The organism is Corynebacterium sp. HMSC11E11, assembly GCF_001807025.1.
Lineage (GTDB): Bacteria > Actinomycetota > Actinomycetes > Mycobacteriales > Mycobacteriaceae > Corynebacterium > Corynebacterium freneyi.
The window spans coordinates 1-23,006 of the sequence record NZ_KV787146.1; the positions used below are offsets into that span (position 1 = coordinate 1).

General features: G+C 70.9%; 18 protein-coding genes. 4 read left to right on the forward strand and 14 right to left on the reverse strand.

Annotation, left to right across the window (positions count from 1 at the left end; translation table 11 throughout):
• Positions 1-116 precede the first annotated feature (116 nt).
• Positions 117-1,403, reverse strand: coding sequence for an alanine racemase (alr, locus tag HMPREF3121_RS07170; RefSeq protein WP_083291424.1), 1,287 nt, complete (start codon positions 1,401-1,403; stop codon positions 117-119).
• A 5-nt stretch (positions 1,404-1,408) separates the two neighbouring features.
• The gene (locus HMPREF3121_RS07175; protein ID WP_070521554.1) at positions 1,409-3,289 is read right to left on the reverse strand and encodes a bifunctional ADP-dependent NAD(P)H-hydrate dehydratase/NAD(P)H-hydrate epimerase; all 1,881 of its coding nucleotides are present in this window, start codon (positions 3,287-3,289) and stop codon (positions 1,409-1,411) included.
• A gap of 286 nt (positions 3,290-3,575) precedes the next feature.
• Between HMPREF3121_RS07175 and HMPREF3121_RS07180 the strand changes: the two genes are divergently transcribed.
• Both HMPREF3121_RS07180 and HMPREF3121_RS07185 read left to right on the forward strand, forming a co-directional pair.
• Positions 3,576-4,595 carry an Abi family protein gene (locus HMPREF3121_RS07180; protein ID WP_070521557.1) on the forward strand — a complete coding sequence of 340 codons (1,020 nt, stop codon included), beginning with the start codon at positions 3,576-3,578 and terminating at the stop codon, positions 4,593-4,595.
• 128 nt (positions 4,596-4,723) lie between these two features.
• Positions 4,724-6,562, forward strand: coding sequence for an acyltransferase family protein (locus tag HMPREF3121_RS07185; RefSeq protein ID WP_070521560.1), 1,839 nt, complete (start codon positions 4,724-4,726; stop codon positions 6,560-6,562).
• Between the two features lie 78 nt (positions 6,563-6,640).
• Here the strand turns inward: HMPREF3121_RS07185 and HMPREF3121_RS07190 are convergent, their stop codons facing one another.
• On the reverse strand, positions 6,641-7,765 hold the full coding sequence (locus tag HMPREF3121_RS07190) for a chymotrypsin family serine protease (protein WP_070521563.1): 1,125 nt from the start codon (positions 7,763-7,765) through the stop codon (positions 6,641-6,643).
• Between the two features lie 54 nt (positions 7,766-7,819).
• Complete coding sequence (gene glmS, locus HMPREF3121_RS07195) at positions 7,820-9,694, reverse strand: glutamine--fructose-6-phosphate transaminase (isomerizing) (RefSeq protein ID WP_070521565.1); 1,875 nt, start codon at positions 9,692-9,694, stop codon at positions 7,820-7,822.
• 116 nt (positions 9,695-9,810) lie between these two features.
• On the opposite strand from glmS, the gene HMPREF3121_RS07200 reads away from it, so the two are divergent.
• Positions 9,811-10,668, forward strand: coding sequence for a dienelactone hydrolase family protein (locus tag HMPREF3121_RS07200; protein WP_070521568.1), 858 nt, complete (start codon positions 9,811-9,813; stop codon positions 10,666-10,668).
• Positions 10,669-10,750: 82 nt separating this feature from the next.
• Here HMPREF3121_RS07200 and HMPREF3121_RS07205 read toward each other — a convergent pair whose 3' ends face one another.
• The 10 genes from HMPREF3121_RS07205 to eccCa all read right to left on the reverse strand — a co-directional run bounded on the left by HMPREF3121_RS07205 (position 10,751) and on the right by eccCa (position 22,099).
• Entirely contained in the window at positions 10,751-11,032 is a 282-nt protein-coding gene (locus tag HMPREF3121_RS07205) for a hypothetical protein (RefSeq protein ID WP_070521569.1), read from the reverse strand.
• On the reverse strand, positions 11,032-12,282 hold the full coding sequence (locus tag HMPREF3121_RS12720) for a hypothetical protein (RefSeq protein WP_070521572.1): 1,251 nt from the start codon (positions 12,280-12,282) through the stop codon (positions 11,032-11,034). Before HMPREF3121_RS12720 ends, HMPREF3121_RS07205 begins: the two co-directional genes overlap by 1 nt.
• A complete protein-coding gene (locus HMPREF3121_RS07215; RefSeq protein WP_141743026.1) occupies positions 12,279-12,581 on the reverse strand; it encodes a hypothetical protein in 303 nt (100 codons plus the stop codon). Before HMPREF3121_RS07215 ends, HMPREF3121_RS12720 begins: the two co-directional genes overlap by 4 nt.
• Before the next feature lie 237 nt (positions 12,582-12,818).
• Positions 12,819-14,162 (reverse strand): phosphoglucosamine mutase, encoded by a 1,344-nt coding sequence (glmM, locus tag HMPREF3121_RS07220; RefSeq protein ID WP_070521577.1) that lies wholly within the window; start codon positions 14,160-14,162, stop codon positions 12,819-12,821.
• 277 nt (positions 14,163-14,439) lie between these two features.
• Complete coding sequence (gene rpsI / locus HMPREF3121_RS07225; protein WP_070521580.1) at positions 14,440-15,003, reverse strand: 30S ribosomal protein S9; 564 nt, start codon at positions 15,001-15,003, stop codon at positions 14,440-14,442.
• On the reverse strand, positions 15,000-15,443 hold the full coding sequence (gene rplM, locus HMPREF3121_RS07230) for a 50S ribosomal protein L13 (RefSeq protein ID WP_035121424.1): 444 nt from the start codon (positions 15,441-15,443) through the stop codon (positions 15,000-15,002). The genes rpsI and rplM overlap by 4 nt, the downstream gene beginning before the upstream one ends.
• 325 nt (positions 15,444-15,768) lie before the next feature.
• Positions 15,769-16,059: a WXG100 family type VII secretion target gene (locus tag HMPREF3121_RS07235; RefSeq protein ID WP_070521583.1), complete on the reverse strand. Its 291-nt coding sequence runs from the start codon at positions 16,057-16,059 to the stop codon at positions 15,769-15,771.
• A gap of 68 nt (positions 16,060-16,127) precedes the next feature.
• Positions 16,128-16,457 (reverse strand): WXG100 family type VII secretion target, encoded by a 330-nt coding sequence (locus HMPREF3121_RS07240; RefSeq protein ID WP_070521586.1) that lies wholly within the window; start codon positions 16,455-16,457, stop codon positions 16,128-16,130.
• Positions 16,458-16,683: 226 nt separating this feature from the next.
• On the reverse strand, positions 16,684-18,180 hold the full coding sequence (locus HMPREF3121_RS12425; RefSeq protein ID WP_070521589.1) for a type VII secretion-associated protein: 1,497 nt from the start codon (positions 18,178-18,180) through the stop codon (positions 16,684-16,686).
• The gene (eccCa, locus tag HMPREF3121_RS07250; RefSeq protein WP_246816100.1) at positions 18,164-22,099 is read right to left on the reverse strand and encodes a type VII secretion protein EccCa; all 3,936 of its coding nucleotides are present in this window, start codon (positions 22,097-22,099) and stop codon (positions 18,164-18,166) included. The genes HMPREF3121_RS12425 and eccCa overlap by 17 nt, the downstream gene beginning before the upstream one ends.
• A 166-nt stretch (positions 22,100-22,265) precedes the next feature.
• Between eccCa and HMPREF3121_RS07255 the strand changes: the two genes are divergently transcribed.
• A partial coding sequence (locus tag HMPREF3121_RS07255) for an EsaB/YukD family protein (RefSeq protein ID WP_246816101.1) occupies positions 22,266-23,006 on the forward strand: 741 nt, incomplete at its 3' end.

Sequence of the window (23,006 nt, forward strand, 5' to 3'; positions counted from 1 at the left end):
GCCAGCCGATGACGCCCGCGCCGGCCGCGGTGGCCAGCGCACCGGCGCCGGCGACGATCCCCCACCCGGGAATGCCGCCCCGCCCGCCGGACCGCCCCGCCCCGACCGCGCCACGACTACGTCCGGCCATGGTCCGCCCCCGATTCGCCGACCCCGACGTGCCGCCTGCGCGTGCGGCCGCGCGGCGCCGTCAGAATCTCGTAGTTGATGGTGCCCGCCGCCGCGGCGAGTTCGTCGGCGGTCGGCTCGCCCTCGCGCGTGCCCACGATGACGGCGACGTCGCCGGGCCGCACCGGGGCGTCGGGACCGAGGTCGACAACGAACTGGTCCATGCACACGCGCCCGACCTGCGGGTAGCGCACCCCGTTGATGCTGACGTCGAACTTGCCCGACGCCGAGCGCGGCATGCCGTCGGCGTAGCCGCATGGGATGATCGCCGTCCGGGTGTCGCGTTCGGCGACCCACGTGCGCCCGTAGCTGACGGCCTCGCCGGCGGGGACGTCCTTGATCACGAGGATGCGCGCCTCCCACCGCATCACCGGACGCAGTCCGTGGGTGCGGCCCGCGACCGGTTCCAGGCCGTAGACGGACAGGCCGGGGCGGACCATGTCGAAGGACAGGTCGGGCCGGGTCAGCGCTCCCGGCGAGTTGGACAGGTGGTTGAGTTGCTTGACGACGCCCGCCTTCTCCAGAATGGCCGCCGCCTCGCGGAACCTCCCCGCCTGCATGTCGTTTGCGGGGTTGTCGGGCTCGTCGGCGCAGGCCAGGTGCGAGAAAACGCCGGTGCAGTCGATTTCGCCGCGGGCGTGGGCGTCGCCGAACCGGGCGGCGACGCGTTCGAAGGCGCCGTCGACGACGGAGATGCCCGAGCGGTTGAGCCCCGTGTCCGCCATGGCGGTGACCGTCGGGCGGACGTTGGCGCGGCGACCGGCGGCGATGACCGCGGCCAGGTGCTCCTCCGACGCCACGCCCAGGTGAATGCCCGACGCCACGGCCGCCTCCAGCTCCAGCGCCTCATCGGGGTGCCACAGCCACGCCAGGATCATCGCCGACGTGCCGCGCAGCTCCAGCGACTCGCGCAGGTCCAGCGCCTCCTGGAGCGTGGCCACGCCGAATTGGTCGGCGCCGGCCTGCACCGCGGCGCCCGCGACCTCGGTGGCCCCCTGCGAATAACCGTCGGCCTTCACCACGGCCATCAGGCGCCGGGCGCCCGACGCCTTCTTGATGGTCCCGATGTTGTGGCGCACCGCCGCAAGATCCACCGTCTGCACGAGCAACCCGGGAAACGTGGGATCGGCCGGGGACGGGACGGTCTCCCCGGGGCCGGCCCCTTCGTCCGACGGATTCCGATTCCCGGATGGTTTCCGATCGTCGGATGCGTTCGCTCCTCGTGCGGCGTTCATGTCGGTCATTGTGCCACCGACGGCCACGCGGTCTCCGCCGCCAGTGCCGCAGTGGCCTCCCGGATGGCCCCGGCGATGAGCGACGCCGACGTCGGCGCATACCCGGCGGGCGTGCGGGCCGCGACTTCGGCCGCCCGGGCGTGGACGGTGACCGCCGGCGCGATCCCCGCCATGCCGTCCTTGGCCATCCACGCCCCGACCAGGCCGGACAGCACGTCACCGCTGCCGGGCGTCGCCGCCCACGACGTGCCCGCGTCGATGATGCGCACCGTGCCCGTGCGGTGGCCGTGCCCGGCCGGCATCGCCACGACGGTGCGCCGGCCCTTGAGCAGCACCGCACAATCCAGGGCGACGGCCATCGCCTTCGCGGCGTCGATCGGATGGTCGGCGGGATCGGGCAACGCCTCGGCTTCCGCTTCCGCCATCGCATCGGCCAGACGGCGGAACTCCCCGGCGTGCGGAGTCAACAACGTCTCCCCCTCGCGGGCCACGAGCTTCTCCCTCAGTTCCCGGTGCCGCGCCAGCAGGGTGATGGCGTCGGCATCGACGAGCAGGGGCTCGTCACGGCTCAACAACTCAGCCAACTCCGCAGCCGCCGCATCATCGGTGCCGCGGCCCGAACCGACCACCCACGCGTCGGCCCGGCCGGCGTCGTCAAGCGAAGCATGCGCGACCACCTCCGGCAGCGCGCGCACCACCTCCGCCGACACGGCACCGACGTAGCGGACCATCGCGGACGTCGCCCGCACCGCCGCCGTGGTCGCCAGCACGCCCGCACCCGGATACCTGTCACCGCCCGCGCAGATGCCGACGACGCCGCCGGTGTACTTGTCATCCTCGGCACCCGGCTCCAGATCACGCGGAAAACCCGGGCGGGGCGGGCGCGGATGATCGCCGACCGAGGTCCACACATCACCCGGATCGACGTCGTACAGCGTCGGCCACGTGAAGGCATTGCGCGGCGGCACCGCCAGCGACCGGTAATACGTCCACGTCTCCGTGGTGCTCTCGGCGGCGTCGCGGGCAAGATTCCGATGCAACTGGCCATGCAGACTGCGGCCGGCCTCCGCACCCGCCGGCCACTTCTCCCGCGGCAGCAGATGCAACTCGGGGCCGTCGCCGTCGAGCGCGATGTCCGCCACCACGACCTCGCCGCACTGGTCCGACAACGCATGGGCGAAACGCAGGCCGCCGAACGTCACCGTCACATCCGCGGTGACGTGGCCGGGCAGGTCCAGCGTGCGCGGCGACGGCTCATCCGGATCCCCCGGCTCCCACTGCGGATCCGGGATCGACGCCCCCGGCACGGTCTCCCCCGTATCCGCGGCCACGCCCGAGGGGACGTCGATGGACAGGAAACGGGCGTGGTTCTTCGCCGCCACCCGCACGATCCGCGCCGCCTTCTCCCGCAGCGCCCCCGTGCCCCCGAGCCCCACGATGCCGTCGATGACCAGGCAATACCCCCACGGACGCGCCGACTCCGGGTGCGCGGGATCCAGCGGTTCGGGGTTGCCGTCGCCACGCAGGCCCGCCGGGAAATCCGGCAACCCGTCGACGAGCACCGCCCCGCCCCGGCGCCGGAACGCGGCCAACGCCCGCTCATGCGGGGCATCGCCCAACAACACCGCATCGACGCCGATGCCCTCCGCTGCCAACAACGACCCCGCATACAACGCGTCACCGCCGTTGCCGCCGGAACCGACCAGCAACAGCACCCGCGTGGCATGGCGGCCGAGGAAATAAGGCCTGGGGGCGGCGAGCATCACCTTCGCCGCATCCGCGACGGCCTTGGCCGCGTGCCGCATCAATTCATCCGGCTCATCCTGCGCCCGCAACAGGGGCTCTTCGGCACGGCGGATCTGGTCGACGGTGAAAACGGCTTCCATGACCCGAGACTACGTCCGGCCACGGATTCACGCCCGAGGCGACCACGGCGCCGACGACGCCACCCGGCTGTCGCGGATCCGGGCGCCGGCCGTCGCGAAGCAAGACCCGACGGGATGAGCACCCACCAAAAATCGGCTATTCACCTGCATAAATCGAGATGCCTGGGAAGATTGCGGATCAACGCGCCCCAAGTTACGATGAACCCATCACGCCCAGCCTTCCGTCTCGCGCAGTTCCGCTGCCCAGAGGGGAGGCTGGCTTTCATTTCGGGGGGGATCGGGGACCATGCGCACATACGCCAAACCATTCTTGACCATCGACGAGCAGCTACGGCTCCTGGCCCAGCGTGGAATGGAGATCGGCGATCCGGGCGGCGCCCGAACGCTTCTGCAGCGGGTGGGCTACTACCGGCTCAGCGGTTATTGGCATCCCTTCAGGAAAAGCCGTGTCACTGAATCCGGGGTCGTCATTCATGACGACTTCGTGCCCGGAACCACGCTTGAGAAGGTCGTGGAGATTTACGAATTCGACCGACGCCTGCGGCTGTTGGCCATGGACGCCCTCGAACGCATCGAAGTAGCGCTGCGCTTCCACATCGGGCACACCCTGGGCAGCAGAGGGACCTTCGCCCATACCGACATCAGGTGCCTCTCCCCCGAGTTCACGTCCTGCAGCGGCGTTGAACCACCCAACCTCGCCAAGTGGAGGACCTCGGATCACGCAAAATGGCTGGCCAAGCGCGAGCTCGAAGTGAAGCGGTCGAAGGCTGACTTCGCAATCCACTTCAAGCGGAATTATGGACTGCCCCTACCGGTCTGGGTGACTACCGAGCTGATGGACTTCGGTGGACTGTCGACTCTGTATTCGGGGCTGCTCCAAACCGACCGCGACGCGATCGCCGCACGCCTGGAGCTCCACGACAGATCCGGAGCCGGGCATGGAGGCGCATTGAAGGACTGGCTATCAAATCTCGCGTACGTCCGGAACGTCTGCGCCCATCACGCGCGTTTCTGGAACGCGAACATCGCCAACCGCCTCAGCACCCGACACTTGCAGGCGTTCCCCGAAACCGCTCACGCCGCAGGTCGATCCACCGCACGCCCGTACTCGTCTTTGTCGGTCCTCGCGGTGCTTTCCCGACGCCTCGATCCAAGTGACGACTGGCCCACCCGGCTGCGGAATCATGTCCTCGAAGAGATCCCCGGCGGGCGCTCTCCTGCTGAGCTGGGCTGCCCAGATGGGTGGGATCGCGAGCCAATCTGGATGCACCACCCCCAAAATCGGCGAAAGCCCGACGGCGACTAACATCGACGCGGCGGTGGAAGGGACTATGTTGCAATCGCGCAGTGACCACCCGTCCGGCGCGCCCCGCCGCGCCGTGCTCCGGACGCCGTGCCCCGTCCCCCGTCCATCCCCAGGAGAGCCCCCGCCACATGCCCAAACCCGTGGATTCCCGCACCACCTACATTCCGGCGCTCGATGGCCTTCGGACCATCGCCGTGATGGCCGTGCTGTTCTACCACCTCGACGCCTCGTGGGCGCCGGGCGGTCTGCTGGGCGTGGCCGTGTTCTTCACGCTGTCGGGTTACCTCATCAGCACCAATCTGCTGCGCGCGAAGTACCGGCACGATTCCTTCCGGCTGAGCACCTTCTGGCTGCGCAGATTCCGGCGGCTCGTGCCCGCCGTGGTGGTCACGGTGGCGGCGGTGTTCCTGGTCACGGCGCTGTCGACGCCGGGGGAACTCGGCGACCGCGTCGGCGAATCGATCAGTTCGCTGTTGTACGTCAACAACTGGTACGTCATCGCCCAGGGGCAGTCGTACTTCGATCAGTTCGAGTCGACCGGCCCGTTGGACCACATGTGGTCGCTGTCCATCGAGGAGCAGTTCTACCTGGTGTGGCCGCTGGTGCTGGCGCTGCTGTTCGCGCTGTTCGGGCGGCGGCGAAAGGCCAAATGGTTCGTCGGCGGGGCGACGTTGGCGCTGGCCGCGGCGAGCTTCGCCTGGATGGCCCACCTGTCCAACGTCGGGGCCGACGCCACCCGCATCTACGAGGGCACCGACACCCGCGCCGGCGGTCTGCTGCTCGGCGCGCTGCTGGCGATCCTCCTGGTGCGCAGGAACGGCACCGCCGAGATCAAACGCTTCCCCGCGGAAGTGTCGGGACTCGTCGGCATCGCCGTCATCGTGGTCCTCGTCGCGGTGATGCCCGATGATTCGCCGTTCCTCTTCGGCGGCGGCCTGGTGGTCCTGAGCTTTGCGACGATGGCCGCGATTTACTCGATCCTCGACCAGCGCACGCTCGTGTCGCGGGTGCTGGGCATCGCGCCGATGCGGTGGATCGGCGAGCGTTCCTACGGCATCTATCTGTGGCACCTGCCGGTGACGGTGTACCTGCCGAAGGAGCTCGACGACATGCCGCTGGCCCGCGGTGCCGCGGTCATCGTGCTGTCCTTCCTTCTGGCCGCGATGTCGTGGACGCTCGTGGAGGATCCGATCCGCCGCAACGGCGTCGTCGAACCGTTCGGCCGGTGGCGCGCCGCCCGTCGCCGCGCCCGCCGCGACGAGGTCCCCGGCCCGGGCACTCCCCGCACGATCTTCGCCGGCGCGACGGTCGTGCTCGTCGCCGTGGCGCTGATGGGTCTGCCCGCCGCCGTCACCGGTGGCGCGCGTCCGGGCGAGAACCTGGAGGCCGATCTCGAGGCCCTCGCCCAGCGTCAGGAAGCCGCCCAGGCCGCCGCACCGAAACTGCCGACGCGGAAGATGCCGACGGGCGACCGCATCACCGCCATCGGCGACTCCGTGATGCTGGCCAGCTCCATGGCGCTGGAAGAGGAGTTCCCCGGCATCTACGTCGACGGTGCGGTGTCGCGCCACTACGAGGCCCTGCCGACGATCATCTCCAACATGGAGGCCGCCGGCACCCTGGATCAGTTCGTGGTCCTCGGCTTCGGCACCAACGGCGCGGCCCGCGAGGGCGAATTCGAGGACATCGTCGATCTCCTCGGCGAGGACCGCGTCATCATCCTGGTCATGCCCTACGGCGACCGCTGGTACATGCCGGAAGCCAAGCAGCAGGTCATCGACTTCGCCAAGAAGTACGACAACGTCTACGGCGCCGAGTGGTGCCAGGCGGCGACGGCCGACACGACGCTGCTTCGCGACGACCTCATCCACCCGACCCTCACCGGCGCCACCGCCTACGCCGATGCCGTGCACGATGCGCTCCAACAGTGGGTCGACCGGGAGGACGGGGTGCCGTCCACGTGCTGACGTCGTAAAGCACCGGCCCCGACACGGGCCGAGGCACGGCGCGGCCGACCGGCATCGCCGCGACGGCGACGCCGTCCGTCACGCGTACAACGTCAGCCCCCACAAGTTCATGGGCTCGGCGATCGTCATCGCCGACACCCGCGTGGCGTCGGCGGGCTGCCCGTAGGACTGCAGCCCGACCGCGTAGAAGCCGTCGTCCGTCTGAGCGAACACCGGACCGCCCGAGTCACCGTGGTCGGCGATGCCGCGGAAACTGAGGATCCCGTTGTCGTCGACGCCCAAATACTCGCCGCACGACAAACCGGTGCGGAAACCCAGCCGGCAAATCCTCGGCTTGTTCTCCTCCAACCACGACACGTCGCGCCACCCCTTCAACGGAGCGTCGAACGGGAACGTCTGAACGTGCGGCCGAGCGCGGGTGATGTCGATCAACCCGTAATCCGCGCCGCCGGCCGTCAGAAACTCCGACTCCACCATGGAACCGATGTACGTCGATGACCCGTCTTCGTCCACGATGGAGAACTGGTCGTCCTCCTCACCGCAATGCCCGGCGGTCAACACGAAGTCCCGATTGTCCGTCGACACGACGTACCCCACCGAGCAACTCGACTCGTCGGTGTCGTTGACGATGATGCCGCCCGGAACGACGGCCCCCGGCATCGACAGGAATTGCCATTCCTCGCTGTCGTGGAAGATCGCGGAATCGTCGTCCGCGTCCGGGATGTCGGACTCGGGAATGTCCGCCCCGTCCTCCGAGTCGATGTTCGCCGAGTCCTCCGCGTCGCCGCTGCCCGAACCCGCGTCCCCGTCGGGCACGGCCTCCGTGGTCACGCCCGCCTGGTCGACCCCGGGGTCACCGTCGGAGTTCGCCGAATCATCCCCGGCGGAAAAGGCCAGCGCCGCGGCCCCCGCCAACGCCACCACCACGGCTGCTGCGGCGGCTCCGATCGCGACCTTCTTGCCGCCACCGTTCTTCTGCGGAGGCGCGGGCGTCGGCGCCGGGGGCGGCGTCGGAAAGCCCTGGAAACCGGGGCCCTGAGCGCCCCCGAAACCTCCGGTCGGTCCCGGTGCGCCGAAGGAGTTGCCCCCTGCGCCGGCCCCGAAACCGCCACGGTTCACGTCACCGAAGGACCCGTTGAACCCTCCGTTGAACCTTCCGTCGTCATTCCGCGGGCCCCCGCCGAAACCATGGTTGCCATTCACGTGAACCTTTCCTTCGAAGTCGAGTCGATTCGGAACCGGACGCCGGGCGGAAAACTACTCCACCGTCACCGACTTCGCCAGGTTACGGGGCTTGTCGATGTCCTCGTTGCCGCACTGGCGCGCGATCTCCGCGGCCAGGAACTGCAGCGGGATCGTCGACAGCAGCGGCTGCAGCAGCGTCGACGACTCCGGAATCTCGATGAGGTAATTCGCGAACGGGCGGACCTTCTCGTCGCCCTTCTCCGCGATCACGATCGTCTTGGCGCCGCGGGCGCGGATCTCCTGGATGTTCGACACGATCTTCGAGTGCAGCACCGCACGGCCCTTCGGCGACGGCACCACCACGACCACCGGCAGATCCTCCTCGATCAGGGCGATCGGACCGTGCTTCAGTTCGCCGGCCGGGAAACCCTCGGCGTGGATGTACGCCAGTTCCTTCAGCTTCAGCGCACCCTCCAGCGCCACCGGGAAGCCGACGTGGCGGCCCAGGAACAGCATCGTCGGGATCGCGCCGAGCTCGCGGGCGATGTCGTAGACCTGCTCCTGCATCGCCACGACCTGCGCGATCTTGTCCGGGATGGACTCCAGCTCGCGGTACTCGCGGGTGACCTCGTCGGGGTACTTCGTGCCGCGGGCCTGCGCCAGCGCCAGGCCGACGATGTAGTTCGCGGCGACCTGCGCCAGGAAGGACTTCGTGGCGGCGACGCCGATCTCCGGACCGGCGTGGGTGTACAGCACCGCGTCGGACTCGCGGGGGATCTGCGCGCCGTTGGTGTTGCACACCGCCAGCACGCGGGCGCCCTGCGACTTCGCGTGGCGCACGGCCTCCAGCGTGTCGGCGGTCTCGCCGGACTGCGAAATGGCCACCACCAGCGTCTGCCGATCCAGGACCGGGTCACGGTAGCGGAACTCCGAGGCGACCTCGATCTCCACCGGAATGCGCACCCAATGCTCGATGGCGTACTTGGCCAGCAGGCCCGAGTGGTACGCCGTGCCGCAGGCGACGACGAAGACCTTCTCGATGTCCCGCAGATCCTGGTCCGTCATGCGCTGCTCGTCGAGGACGACGCGGCCGTCGACCAGGTGGCCGGCCAGGGTGTCGCGGACGGCACCGGGCTGCTCGTGGATCTCCTTGATCATGAAGGAGTCGTAGCCGCCCTTCTCCGCGGCGGCGAGGTCCCAGTCGATGGTGAACGGGCGGCCGGACTGCTCCGTGCCGTCGAAACCCATGATCCTGTAGTCGTCGGCGGTGATGACCACGACGTTGTCCTGGCCCAGTTCCACGGCCTCCTTGGTGTGGGCGATGAACGCCGCCACGTCGGAGCCGAGGTACATGCCGTCGCCGCCCACGCCCACGATCAGCGGGGTGGAGCGGCGGGCCGCGATGATGCGGTCCGCGTGGGCGGCGTGGGGGAACAGCAGGGTGAACGCGCCCTCGAGGCGGTTCAGCACCGCCAGGGCGGAGGCCTCGAAATCACCGGCGGTGCCGGACTCGTCCTCGCCGTTGTAGGCGCGGGCCAGCAGGTGGCAGGCGACCTCGGAGTCGGTGTCGGACTTCAGCTCGACGCCGGCGGCCTCCAGTTCGGCGCGCAGCGGGGCGAAGTTTTCGATGATGCCGTTGTGGACGATGGCGACCTTGCCGTCGTAGGAGACGTGCGGGTGCGCGTTGGCGTCGGTCGGGCGGCCGTGCGTGGCCCACCGGGTGTGGCCGATGCAGGCCTCACCGGCGAAACGGTCGCGCCCGGCGGCGTCGAGCTCGTTTTCCAGGTTGGCGAGCTTGCCGGCCTTCTTCTCCACGTTGACGCCGCCGGCACCGTCGAGGACGGCGATTCCCGCCGAGTCGTAGCCCCGGTATTCCATCCGTCGCAGCGCCTCGACCGCGATGTCGAGCGCCGGCTGCCGTCCCACGTATCCAACGATTCCGCACATGCCGTACAGAATAACCGTGCCCGGCCCCGTTGCCCGCATCGAAAAAGAGGGATATTCCGGTCGGCGTTTCCGACGCCGCCGCACATGGGCCCATCCATTGCCGATATGCTGGCCACGTGGCTGAGAACCTGAAGACCCTCGTCTCCAATCTGTCGAAGCGCGGTCCGCACCGCGTCCTCGTCGGCGATCTCGCCTACGTCGGGTTGCCCGGCGTGGTGTACACGCCGGCGAAGGGCAAGGGCGTCCCCGGCATCGCCTTCGGTCATGACTGGCGTTCGCCGGTCGACGATTACCACGCGACCTTGCGTCATCTGGCGTCGTGGGGCATCGCGGTGGCCGCGCCGAACACCGAGACCGGGTTCGTGGCGGATCACCGGGGCCTGGCCAATGACCTGGAGTCGGCGTTGCAGATCCTCGGCGGCGTCCTCTTGGGCGAGGGCGAGGTGCGGGTGTCTCCGGCGAAGCTGGGCTTGGCCGGCCACGGCATGGGTGCGGGCGCGGCGGTGCTGGCTGCGGCGGGCCGCGAGAACATTCGGTCCGTGTCGTGCGTGTTCCCGGCGGACACGTCTCCGTCGGCGGAGGCGGCGGCGACGAACGTGCATTGCCCGGGTCTGGTGCTCGGCCCCGGCGAGAATCAGTGGCTGGATCGGGGCAACCCGAAGCGTCTGGCCGCGAATTGGGCCGGTGACGTCATTTTCCGCGAGGTCGACGGCGCCGAGCAGGCCGATTTCTCCGAAACTCCCCTGTCTCGCCGTCTGCTGGGCTTTTCCAAGTCGAGCGTGAAGCAGCAGGAGATCACACGCGCCGCCCTGACCGGGTACATTCTGGCCACGGTCGGCGGGGAGAAGAAGTACTCCGCCTTCACCGAGCCGGACCTGAAGATGAAGGGCGTCACCAACCGCAGCATGGAGTGGTTGCGCGATCAGTTGCCGGAGACCGAGTACGTGCCGCTGCCGGGCGAGCCCCGTTCCTAGCGTTTTTGTTTGCGCCGCCGTCCGGTTTTTCCGGGCGGCGGTTTTCTTTTCGTCGTTGCTTTGCGACGCCCGCCGGTTTCCGTCAGCCGCCCTTGTTGAGGATCGACTGCACCGGACCGCCCGCCGCCCGCACCCGGCGGGGTTGCGCATCGGCTTTCCCCTCGACTCCGGGGTGGCGTCCGTCCGTCGCGGAGGCGGTGCCATTCGATCGGTGTCGTCGATTGAGTTCCGCCAGCGCGTCTTTCGCCCTGCGTAATTCGGATTCGAACGTCGCCCGGTGGGCGGCGACGGTGTCGCGGTAACGCTGCATGGCGGCGTCGTACCGGGCCCACTGCAGCGGGTCCATGCCCGCCGGTGCATCCATCACGCCCACCCTCCCGCCGACGGCGCATGCACCGTGCCGGCAGCGGCGGCGGCCGGTTCCTCGGGCGCGGGGTCCGCAGGCGAGGGGGCGGCCGGAGCCTGCACCGGTGACGTCGGCGCAGTCGGCTCCGGCACCTGCTCCGGCGCCGGTTCCGGTGCGGGGTCGGGTGCCTGCTCACCGCCACCGCCGTACATGTGCTCCAGCTTTCCGGCCGGTGGCGGCGGCTCCCAGGGCTCGGGCTCAGGCTCGGGCTCGGGTTCCGGCTCCGGCGCCGGCTCGGGCTCGGGTTCGGGTTCGACGCACTCGACCGGCTCCAACTCCGGCTCGGGTTCGACGCATTCCACCGGTTCGGGCTCGCGCTCGGGCTCGACGCATTCCGCCGGTTCCGGGTTCGCTCCGGGCTCGACGCACTCCGCGGGCAGGCACAGGTCGAGCATCCCTCCCGCGTTCACCGCCACCGAGATGCCGCCGACGACCGCGCCGGTGATCTGCGCGGCGATCGCACCCGCCGCACCGGCCACCGCCTCCACGGACGCGGACGGCCCGGCAGAAACAGCGGGCACCGTCGACGCAGCCGGAACGGTCGGCGCGACCGGCTCACGGTCGACGACGACGTCGGGGCATTCCGGCACGGGCGCCGCGTCCGATTCCGCGACGCATGCCTCGACGTCGGCGATGGCGCAGTCGAGGATCTCGCCGACGCAGACGTCGCGGGCGGCGATGATCCCGTTGAGGCAGCCGACCAACGCACCCGACACCTGGGCGGCCACCTGCGCCGCCGCCGGACCCGCACCCGGCAGTCCGGCCGTCGCCTCGCACCCGCCGATCACCGCTCCGGCCGCATCGATCGCACCGCACATCGACGCATCGGCCGCCGCCGCTACCGTCGCAGCCGCCCCTCCCGCGCACAGCATGCCGAACCCCGCCCCCGCAGCCGAGGCCCACTGCCCGAGGCACGCGGCGTCGGCCCCGGCGACGGCACCGGCCATCGCGTCGGCGGCCGCGCCGCCCAGGCCCGCGAAATCCACCGCCCCGTTGCCCGCCGCCTCGGCGCACCCCAGGTTCACGCCTTCGGCCACCGCCGCAAACGCACCCGGGTCCAATCCGTCAACGGCCGCCGCAGCCAGCGACGCCTCGGGCACCGCCGCCGGAGCCACCGGCGGCGCGCCATAGGGCACCGCGCACGCGTCGGCCGCGCCGAGCACCGCCCCCAATCCCGTCACTCCGGTGCTGATGAACTCCCCGTTCACGCCGAATCCCCTCCCGTCACGTCGATCCGGCCGACGGCATCGCGGACCGCACCATCGACGTCGGCCAACGCGCCGAACTGCCCGGCCACCGCAGGCGCGTACTCCCCCAACGTCCCGTGCGCCCGGCGGCCACGCCCGCGCATCGCCTCCACGGCGATCTCCAGGCGCACGCCCCGATCGACGAACGCCGCCCCCGCGGCAATCGGCGCGAACCCGGGCACCGCGGCCCACCGTCCGTCACCGTCGACCGCCCGCCCGGAAACGTCGGCGGCCACACGCGCCACCTCGTCCCCCGACATCCGCATGTCATCCCCGCCCGCAATCACGGTATTCCCCCTTCTGTTGCCGCATCATCCGCGGAAAACTTTCCCTGACACCCCGTTTAGACGCGTCCCGACGCCCATCGGTTCCATCCGATTTGCCCGCCGCCCCGGTCCGGGGGTGGCGCCCCGCTCTCGTCACCGGCCCACCAAGAAAAGCGTGACGACGCCCCGCCAACACGCGGGACGTCGTCAAGCAAAAAGGAAAGGGGAAAGCTACACCGCCGCAACCACCGCCGCGAGCTCACCGGCGATGCGACGCGCGGTCTCGGCATCCGGGGCCTCCACCATGACGCGGAACAGCTCCTCCGTGCCCGACGCACGCAACAGCACGCGACCCGTGTCGCCGAGCTGCTCCTCCGCGCGGGCGATGGCCTCCTTCACCGCCGGAGCATCGGAGATGGCCGCCTTGTCCGCCACCGGCACGTTGATCAGGGTCTGCGGCAGCACCTTCATCACCGACGCCAACTCCGCCAGCGACTTGCCCGTCTTCGCCATCCGCGCCATCAGGTACAGGCCCGTCAGCGTGCCGTCGCCCGTCGTCGCGAAATCCGGGATGACCAGATGGCCCGACTGCTCGCCGCCCAGCGAGTACCCGCCCGCGTTGAGATCCGCCAGCACATACCGGTCGCCGACCTTCGTGGTGCGCATCTCGATGCCGTTGTCCCGCATCGCCAGCTTCAGGCCCAGATTCGACATCACCGTGGCCACCAACGTGTTGTGGTGCAGCAGACCCTGCTCCTTCATGGCCACCGCCAACACCGCCATGATCTGGTCGCCGTCGACGACGTTGCCCTCGGAATCGACCGCCAGGCACCGGTCCGCGTCACCGTCATGGGCCAGCCCCAGGTCGGCGCCGTGCTCCAGCACCGCCTTCTGCAGCACGTCGATGTGCGTCGAACCGCAACCGTCGTTGATGTTGTACGAATTCGGCGAATTGTGGATGGCCACCACATCCGCGCCCGCGGCCGCATACGCCAGCGGGGCGGCCTCGGAGGCGGCGCCGTTGGCGCAGTCGACCACCACGCGAATGCCGTCGATCTTCGCCGGAACCGCCTTGGCCAAGTGGAACAGGTAGCGGTCCAGGCCGTCGGTGGCCTCCTCGATGACGCGGCCGACGCCGGTGCCCGTCGGGCCGCCGTCCTCAAGGTTCAGCAGCGCGTGCTCGATCTCCTTCTCCACCGTGTCGTCGAGCTTCGTGCCGCCGGCCGCGAAGAACTTGATGCCGTTGTCGGGCATCGGGTTGTGCGACGCGGAGATCATCACGCCCATGTCGGCGCCGTAGTCGTCCGTCAGGAACGCCACCGCCGGCGTCGGCAGCACGCCCACGCGCAGCACGTCGACCCCCTTCGACGCCATGCCCGCCGCCATCGCCGCGGCGAGCATCTCGCCGGACACCCGCGGGTCACGGCCGATGATCGCGGTCGGACGACGCTTGCCCGGGTTCGCCCCGCGCGTCAGGACGGTGGCGGCCGCGGCCCCCAGTTTCATCGCCAAAGGCGCGGTGAGGGTCTCGTTCGCGAGTCCGCGGACACCGTCGGTGCCGAAAAGACGGGCCATGTCAGATGCAACTCCTGATCGTCGGGTGCCGGCCGCCGGGTCGCGGGGCCGTTTTCCGTATCCCGACATTGTGCCACCCGTCGGACACGTCGTCGACGCCAACCCGGCGCAAACCCGGGTGATGCGACGAAAACGCCCCACCTCGGGTCGAACCCGGGATGGGGCGTTTCGTGAAAAGCGCGGGCGGGCCCTGCCCGGCGCGATGCGGCACCGTGGCCTCCCGCTGCGTTGCGGGCCACCGGCGAACCGGCGGCACCGCGGAAGCGAACGCTTCGGTTTAGCGCTTCGAGTACTGCGGCGCGCGGCGGGCCTTGTGCAGACCGGCCTTCTTGCGCTCGACGGCGCGGGCGTCGCGGGTGAGGAAGCCGGCCTTCTTCAGCTGGCCGCGCTCCTCCGGGTTGTACTCGTTGAGGGCGCGGGCGATGGCCAGACGCAGGGCGCCGGCCTGGCCGGACGGGCCGCCGCCGTTGATGTTGGCGGCGATGTCGAACTGGTTCTCGCGCTCGAGCAGGACCAGCGGGTCCTTGATCTCCTGCTGGTGCAGCTTGTTCGGGAAGTAGTCCTCGATGTCGCGGCCGTTGCAGGTGATCTTGCCGGTGCCGGCGGTCAGGTTGACGCGGGCGACGGCGCGCTTGCGGCGACCGACGGTCTGGATCGGGCGATCCAGGGCGGCGGGCTCGGCGACGACGACGTCCTCGACCTCGGCGGTCTCATCGACGAGCGAGTCGCCGATGGTGGAGGTGAAGTCCTCGGTGGCGGCCTCGGCGGCAGCCTGAACGTCGTCGTAGGTGGCCTCGGTGTTGTCGACCTGGGCCTCGTTGGTGTCCTGGGGGTTGGTCACTGCGCCACCGCCTTGATCTCGTAGTTCTCGGGCTTCTGGCCGGCGAAGGGGTGCTCCGCACCGGCGTAGACGTGAAGCTTCTTGATGGACTGACGCGACAGCTTGTTGTGCGGCATCATGCCCTCGATGGCCTCGGCGATGACGCGCTCGGGGTGCACCTCGAGGGAGCGGCCGAGGGTCATCGACTTCAGGCCACCCGGGAAGCCGGAGTGGCGGTAGCGCATCTCGCGGTCCCGCTTGTTGGAGGAGATGTGGACCTTGTCGGCGTTGATCACGATGACGTGGTCGCCGCAGTCGACGTTGGGGGCGAAGTAGGGCTTGCCCTTGCCGCGCAGCAGGTCGGCGGCGTGGGTGGCGAGGCGACCGAGCACGACGTCAGTGGCGTCGATGACGTACCACTTGCGCTCGATGTCACCGTCCTTGGGGTGGAAAGTAGGCAACATGACTCCTTACGGGTCCGTGTGATTCTGCCGGCCGGCGCGCACCGCGTACCCTGCCCCCGGCGGCCGGTGGAGACCCGGGGGTGTCGCTTCCCGTTTTTGCTTGACGACGACCCGCCTGCGGGCGTGCGTCGTCGTGCGTGCGGGAAGAGTGGTGCACACAGGCGTTTCAGCCTACCGGTGCGGGCCGCCCAGACCAAAACGCGACGGCCGATGCGCCCTGCCCCGGTGAGGGGAGGGTGCATCGGCCGTCGTCAAGCACCGCCCGGCGCGCGCCGGGGCCGGTGTGTTCGGTGCAATCGATGGAAGTGGTCTGGTGCGCCGGTCAGCCCCAGCTGGCGGCGGCGCGTCGGTTGATGTCGGACATGCGGTCGTTGCCCTCTTCGACGGTGCGGGCGATGGTCTCGAGGATCTGGTTGAGCTCCTCGGCGGACTCGTCCCACGCGCGCTGGGCGTCTTCGTAGGCGATGGCGGACTCGCCCTCCCACGTCGCGGTCATCGGCGCGATGCGGGTCTTCAGGTCGCCGAGCAGGGTCTGGATGTGCCCGGACGTGGTGCGGATGTCGGCGGCGCCGGTGGCGATGGAGCCGAACTGGTAGCGGATGGTGTCGGTCATGTGGTCCCCCTCTGTGTGATTGTCGTGCGATGTCCGGCCGTGCGTTTGCGGCCGTGCGTTCATGGCCCTTACAGGTTCAGCAGGCCGCCGCCGGCGGCGCCGACGCGGTTGAAGTCCGCCGCGCCGGTCTCCTCGCCCTCGTCGAAGCTGGCGGCGTTGTCGCGGATGTTCTGGGCGATGTCGGAAAGCGCGCCCGACAGCTTGGCCGCGGCCTCGTCCCACCGGACCATGACGTCGTCGAAGGCCAGCTTGGCCTGGCCCTTCCAATCCCCCGCCAATCCGTCGACGACGCCGCGCAGCCGCGCCAGCTCTCCGGACACTTCCTGGTTCACCCCGTCGACGTCGCCCGCCGTCGTGGTCATCGTGCTGGACTCGGTGGTGAAGATCCCGCCGGTCATGTCATTCCCCCTCATGTTGGATGCTCGATGTATCTCGTGTTCCCGGTCGGCCGGGATCCCGTCCCCGGCCGCCACATGATTGGACGCGCCCCGCGCCCGATCGGTTCCATCTTTTTTTCCGCCCCTCCCCCTGCCCCACCCCCGTCACCGCAGTCGCGGCAGGCCCGTCAACTTCTGATCCGCAGTCCGATCACCTCCTGCTCCGCAGCCCGCTTCCGCAGTCCGGTCACTCGGCCCGGACCACGGCGGCGGTGCGCAGCGCCTGGCCGCACACGGGACGGAGCTGTGGAATGGTCGCTCCCCGGAATTGGCAGCCGACCGACACCTGCCATCCGTCGACGAGCCGGTGCTGCCACAGCACCACGGATCCCGCGTCGGGGCGTTCCTCGTGGACGACGACGTCGAGGCCCTCGATGGCCTCCCGCCGGACGCGATCCATCGTGGGATCGCCCGCCGCGTGGGCGGTCAGGCCCGCGGCGAGCCCGTCGGCGTCCATGCCCCAGGCGACTTCGCCGGCGGTGACCAGAATCCGCATCGGTCCCCCGTCGACGAGGACCAGCGCGTCGGCGGTGGCCCGTTCATCGATGCGCCACCGATCGGGCAGTTCGACGCGCACGCCCTTGCCCTCCAATTCATGGGCGGCGGCTACCTCGGGCCCGTCCGGCACGGTTGAGCCGCCGCCGGATCCGGGGCGGGCCGGCGGGTTGTCCGGTCCGGAATCCCCGGAATCGACCACGCCGTCCGGCCCGCGGCCCCCTCCCGCATCGGCGGCCGCGGCGACCATGGCCTCATCCTGCAATGCCCCGCCAACGGGGCCGTCGAGGATGAGGACGATCACCGCCGCCGCGACCAGACACGCCACCGCGCCCACGGCCACCGCCGGCGCCGCATGCAGCCGGCTCCGGGGCCTGCGCCGCGCGGACTCCTGTGCCCGGGCCCGGCGACGCAGCGCCGCGATGTCCAGACCTCCCGACCGCGCCTCCGGTTCCATCGCACCGGATGTCCCGTGCCGCAGCTCCCGGTCGGGCCCGTCTCGCCGCTCCTCTTCGGTCCCGGATGGTTCGACCACGGCCGGTTCCGCACCCGCCGGTTCCGCCCCGGCCCGTTCGACATCGGAGTGGAGCGCGTGACGACGGCCGGCCGCGGCACCCGCATCCGCGCGGGACAGTGCGCCGCCGAGGAGCTCCACCGGAACCGGAAACGCCAGCCAACCCCGGCGGCGCATGTCGGCGATGAGCCGGTCGTCGCCGGACGCGACGATGAATTCGACGTCACCGTCATCCGGGACCCGGTCGCCGCCGTCGGCGCCGTCGGCCCCGTCGGCGTCGGCGAGCAACTCGGCGACCAGATCGCGGATGATCTCGAGCGCGTCGCCGCCGCGAAACGACAACCGGCCGTCGGCCAATCCCGCGTCGAAGTCGAGGCGGGACACGCAGATGCGGCCGGGCTCGACCTCCACGAGGAAACTGTGGCCGACGGCCGGGCGCTCCAGGCCCATCAATTCCGTGGCCAGATCCCCGATCCGGGGATCGGCGCCGCGGCGCACCAGCTCCCCGGCGAAAAGCTCGCGCCTGCGCCCGCCCCAGTACGACGGGGTGATGACGACCTGCGGGACCGCCCCGAACCCGTCGATCAACGCCGCATCGCCCTCGGGACCGCAGGCGGCCGGGCCCCATGCGTGGAGCACCGCCGGGCCGGGTGCGCGGTCAGTCGTCGCCGCCATCGGGCGTCACCTCCTCGTTTCGATCGCCGCCGGGGTGTGCCCCTCCGGGCTCCGGCGGCAGGGCCACCTGCACCACCCGCGGCGGTTTGCCGTGCTCGACCCACGTACCCCGACCGGGCGGCCGTTGACGCAGGGCCACGCCCATCAACGGACCGTCGTCGCGGGAACCGTCGAGCACCAGGCCCGTCGCCCCCTGGTCCTTCGCCGCGCCGAGCACCGGATCATGCAACGACCGCGTGGCCGCACCGGTGCGGCGGGCCAACACCATGTGCAGGCCGATGTCGGCGGCATGCGGGATGAACTCTCCGAGCACCGTCAACGGCGATCCTCGCGAACCGGACACGAGGTCGTAATCGTCGACGACGACCGCGATGTCGGGCCCCGTCCACCAATCCCGTGCCCGCAGGCGCTCCGGGGTGACGTCCGGCCCCGGCAGCCGCCCACGCAGCGCCTCGGCCAATTCCACGACCATCGGTTCGGCCACCGCCGGCGAGCCCGCGTACCCGGCCAGCCGATCGGCGGGCACCGCGTCGATCAGGCCCCGCCGATAGTCGATGACCAGGAACTTCAACCGCGGCCGGGTGTGCAGCAAGCCGGCGATCATCGTCCGCAGCGCGGTGGTGCGCCCCGACCCCGCCGAACCGAAGATCAGCAGGTGGCGATCCCGGTCGGCGTCGAAAAGCACCGGCGCCAGGGCACTTTCATCCAGGCCCACGGCCGCCGCCCCACCGGCCACGGCCGGGGCGATCTCGGCCCATTCCACGCGCGCGGGCAGCATCTTCAGGGCAGGTACCCGCTCATCCCCGCGGGCCCGGCACACGGCGGCCACCTCGGCGATGTCCGAGGACCCGGAATCGGCGACGAGCACGCCGCACCCGTCCGGCGACAGCCCGCGCCCCGGCGCATCCGGCACGAGTTTGGCGGCCTTGCGGTCGATGACCGAGTCGATGGCCTCGGCTTGCCGCAGTTCGATGCGGGTGCCCAGCAGATCGCGCACCGCCGGGCGCAACTCCGTCCACCGGTGCGCGGTCACCGCGACGTGCACGCCGACGGCCAACCCGTCCGACAGGATCGACTGCACCAGATCGCCCAACGCCTGATGCTCCTGCCGCAGCGCCGGCCAGCCGTCGATGACCAGCAGCACGTCCGGTTCGCCGTCGGCCCGGGCGTCGGCGATGGTGTGCCAGCCCCGCGCCCGGTGCCGTTCCTCGCGTGCGGCCACCTCGGCCGACACCGCCGACACGACGCGGTTGAGCTTGTCGACGTCGCCGCGGTGCGTCACCGACGCCACGTGCGGCAGGCCCGCGAGGTCCGCCAAACCGCCCGCACCGTAATCGATGACATGGACGTGCAACTGCGTCGGCCGCGTCGTCAGCGCCAGCGACGCCACCAACGTGCGCACCGCCGTCGACTTGCCCGACCTCGGTGCGCCGACGATCGCCGCATGCCCGCCCGGCCCCGACAGGTCCACGGTGAACGGATCCTGCCGCTGCTCCAGCGGCCGGTCGACGAGCCCGATCGACGCGGTCAGCGCCGGCAGCGTCGAATCCACCGCATCGGCCAACGCCGTCCGCGCAGGCAGCGGCGGCAACCACACCCGATGGGCCGAGTGCCGGTGCCCGGCCATCGCGGCGACGGTGGCCTCCAAAACGGTGCGCGACGGCTCTGCCCCCGACGCCGATTGGTATGCGTCGTCACGCGGCGAACCCTCCTCGACGACCTGCCCGCCTGCGGCGGTGAACGCCGCCACCCGCCCGGCCGAGGCGACGCCGGCACCATGCCGCCCGCCCGCGGAATCGGCGGGCACCGGCCCCGACACGTACGCCGAATGGAAACGCACCGGGGCGCCGGCGTCGGTCTTGAGGAAACCCGCGCCCGGCGTCGCCGGCAGATGATGGGCGTCCGGGACGCCGAGGACGCTGCGGGACTCGGCGGCCGAGAAAGTCTTCAACCCCACCCGGTAGGACAGGTGACTGTCGAGGCCGCGCAACCGCCCCTCCTCCAACCGCTGGCTCGCCAGCAGCAGATGCATGTGCAGCGACCGGCCCAAACGGCCCACCGCGACGAACAACTCGGCGAACTCCGGACGGTGCCCCAGCAACTCCGAAAACTCGTCGACGACGATCACCAACGCCGGCAGCGGCGCCAAATCCGTACGTCCCGCCCGGCGCGCGGCCTCGTACTCCGCCACGCCCGGAAAATTGCCCGAGGCGCGCAGCAGCTCCTGTCGGCGGGTCATCTCGCCGCGGATGGCGTCCTGCATGCGGTCCACGAGGATCAGCTCGTCGGCCAGGTTCGTGATCACCGCCGACACGTGCGGCAACCCCTCCACCCCGAGGAACGTCGCACCGCCCTTGAAGTCGACGAGCACCAGATTGAGCTGATCGGGACCATGCGTGGCCGCCAACGCGAGGACCGCGGATTTCAAAAACTCCGACTTACCCGAACCCGTGGCTCCGATGCACAGGCCATGCGGGCCGACGCCGCCCTCCGCCGATTCCTTCAGGTCCAGGTGCAGCACCGACCCGTCGGCGCCGACCCCCACGGGAATGCGCAGACGCTCCCGCCCCAGCCGTTCCCGGAACACCAGGTCGGCAGGCGGCGGCGCAAGGTCCAGCTCCGCCAACACGGGGTCGCGATGCGCCCGGTCATCGCCGCCGACCCGGGTGGGGGCGTGCCGGGCCAGACGCCGGGCCAGCGCCTCCGCCGCACCGGGGCCGAGGGCGTCGGCGGCGGCGATGTCCTCCTCGCCGGCCGCGGTCGTCGCCCGCACCCGCCCATCGACGACCGTCAGCGCCAACCCCGAGGCCACGGCCATGTCCATCGTCGGACTCGCCGCCGTGGCCGGGCCCGGAACCGGCGCGGCGATGACGCACACGGTGCTCTCCCCCGCGGTTTCGGCGCCGAGCAGCCCCTCCAGCTGCGCCGGTTCCCGATCCAGGTCCCGGCCATCGGCGACGACCACGATCAACGGCGCCTCGACGTCGGCGAGGAGTTCGACGAGGCCCGGCACCGTCGACGCCCGCAACCTCGCCGGCCCCGACGCATCCGCCCGGTGCGGGTGGGCGTTGTGCGGCAGCCACTTCACCCACTCCCACTCCGGGCCGACGCCGACGACCGCGATGGCCAGATCCTCCGGATGATGCGCCGCCGCCAACTGGGCGACCATCGCCCGCACCAACGCCACCGATTCGTCCCCGTCACCGCCCACCGCGATGAGGGGAAACACCCCGACGTCGACGGCGACCGGAAGATCCGGCACCGACCGCGCCGAACGCACCACGTGCCGCAACGCCACCGCAGACACGGGGTCGAGTTTCTCCGGGGCGGTCACCGTCGGCGGGGTCACCGGCGTCGCCGGGGCATGTGGCCCGGTGCCGATGCGCACCGCACCGAAATCACCGTCCTCCGGCGACCGCTCCCACATCCGCCACGTCCCCGCCAGCGTCCACGCATCCGCCGGATCCGGGTGAACGTGGACCAGGCTGGCCCGCTGCATACCCACCGCATCGGCCACCGCCCGCCGCACGCTGGCCAGGTGCCGCTGGTAGTCGCGCCGGGCCGGCCCCACGTCCGCCGCCGCCGATGCGCCGCCGGCCATCATGCCCAACGTCGACACCACCATGAGCAGCGGAAACATGAAGGTGATCGGGTTACGAGCAGATCCCGACACCACCATCACGGCGACCATGCCCACCACCGCGACGAGCATCACCACAGGCAACAGCGCCCGCATCAACGGCACGGGCTTCGGCTCCGGAGCCTCCGGCGGCGCATCGGGCCTAATGTCCCCCGGCCGCGGCACCGGCCCCGGCACCCGCGGGGCGCGCCCCGACACCATGCCCTCCGAATCCGGCGCCGTCGCCACCGCCGCCACCGGCCCCGCCGCCGCTGCGGCGGTGCCGTCGGTCGTCGTCACGCGCGAACGCGCATCCCCCATCGTCGAAACCCCTCCCCCGAGTACGCCGGCCGTTCGGCTGGACGCGACGCAGAGCATAAGCCACCCTGAGAGGACGCGCCCGGCCAACGGGGGAACGGGTGCAACGACATGCGGTGGTGCGCGCCACCGCGGGCGGGGGAAAACCATGACACTGACGTCGTCGATGCTGCGGCTGCGAATCGACTTCATGCCCGGCGACGGGCCGACGCGACGCGCGGACCTGCTCGTCCCCGCGGACGCACCGGTGGCCACGGTGCTGCCGGAACTGATCGACGCCTTCGGGGCCACGGCCGCGCCGGGCGCGTCATGGCGGGTGCGGCTGCCGGACGGGTCCATCGCCGATTCCGAAACCGGACTCGCCGAGGCGGGGGTTCGCGACGGCGACAGGCTCGTGGTCGTGGATGATCCGGGGCCGGCGCCGCCGCCGATGGTCATCGACGTCGCCGACGTGCTCGCCGACGACGCACCCGGGACGGGGGTCGTCGATGCCGCGGTGGGGCCGGTGATCGCCGCGGCGGCCACCGTCGTCGCGGCGATCGGCGTGCTGGCGATGTCCCCTCACGACGCGGTCCTCGGCGCCGGGGTCGCCGGGGCCCTCGCCCTGTCCGCGGCGGGTGGTCTGCGCATCGCCATGCGCCGGGGCGGGGGCGCCGCCGCCGTGTCGTTCCTCGCCTGTCAGACCCTGGTCTGCGCCGCCCTCGGCGGTACCGCCCTGACCGGCATCCGCGCCGCCGATGCCGGGGTCGATTGGCGTTTCACCGCCGGGCTCGTCCCCGGGGCGGCGGTGTCGTCGCTGGCGCTGCTGATGCTCCGGCCCGCCCGGCGCGACATCGCGGCAGCGTTGACCGCCGTCGGCGCGGGCGGGGCGACGCTGGCCCTGGGCGCC

Bases quoted from the DNA above. Each gene is read 5' to 3' on its own strand.
- alr (WP_083291424.1), bottom strand. From the start codon at position 1,403: ATGAACGCCGCACGAGGAGCGAACGCATCCGACGATCGGAAACCATCC.
- HMPREF3121_RS07175 (WP_070521554.1), bottom strand. From the start codon at position 3,289: ATGGAAGCCGTTTTCACCGTCGACCAGATCCGCCGTGCCGAAGAGCCC.
- HMPREF3121_RS07180 (WP_070521557.1), top strand. From the start codon at position 3,576: ATGCGCACATACGCCAAACCATTCTTGACCATCGACGAGCAGCTACGG.
- HMPREF3121_RS07185 (WP_070521560.1), top strand. From the start codon at position 4,724: ATGCCCAAACCCGTGGATTCCCGCACCACCTACATTCCGGCGCTCGAT.
- glmS (WP_070521565.1), bottom strand. From the start codon at position 9,694: ATGTGCGGAATCGTTGGATACGTGGGACGGCAGCCGGCGCTCGACATC.
- HMPREF3121_RS07205 (WP_070521569.1), bottom strand. From the start codon at position 11,032: ATGGATGCACCGGCGGGCATGGACCCGCTGCAGTGGGCCCGGTACGAC.
- HMPREF3121_RS07215 (WP_141743026.1), bottom strand. From the start codon at position 12,581: ATGTCGGGGGACGAGGTGGCGCGTGTGGCCGCCGACGTTTCCGGGCGG.
- glmM (WP_070521577.1), bottom strand. From the start codon at position 14,162: ATGGCCCGTCTTTTCGGCACCGACGGTGTCCGCGGACTCGCGAACGAG.
- HMPREF3121_RS07235 (WP_070521583.1), bottom strand. From the start codon at position 16,059: ATGACCGACACCATCCGCTACCAGTTCGGCTCCATCGCCACCGGCGCC.
- HMPREF3121_RS07240 (WP_070521586.1), bottom strand. From the start codon at position 16,457: ATGACCGGCGGGATCTTCACCACCGAGTCCAGCACGATGACCACGACG.
- HMPREF3121_RS12425 (WP_070521589.1), bottom strand. From the start codon at position 18,180: ATGGCGGCGACGACTGACCGCGCACCCGGCCCGGCGGTGCTCCACGCA.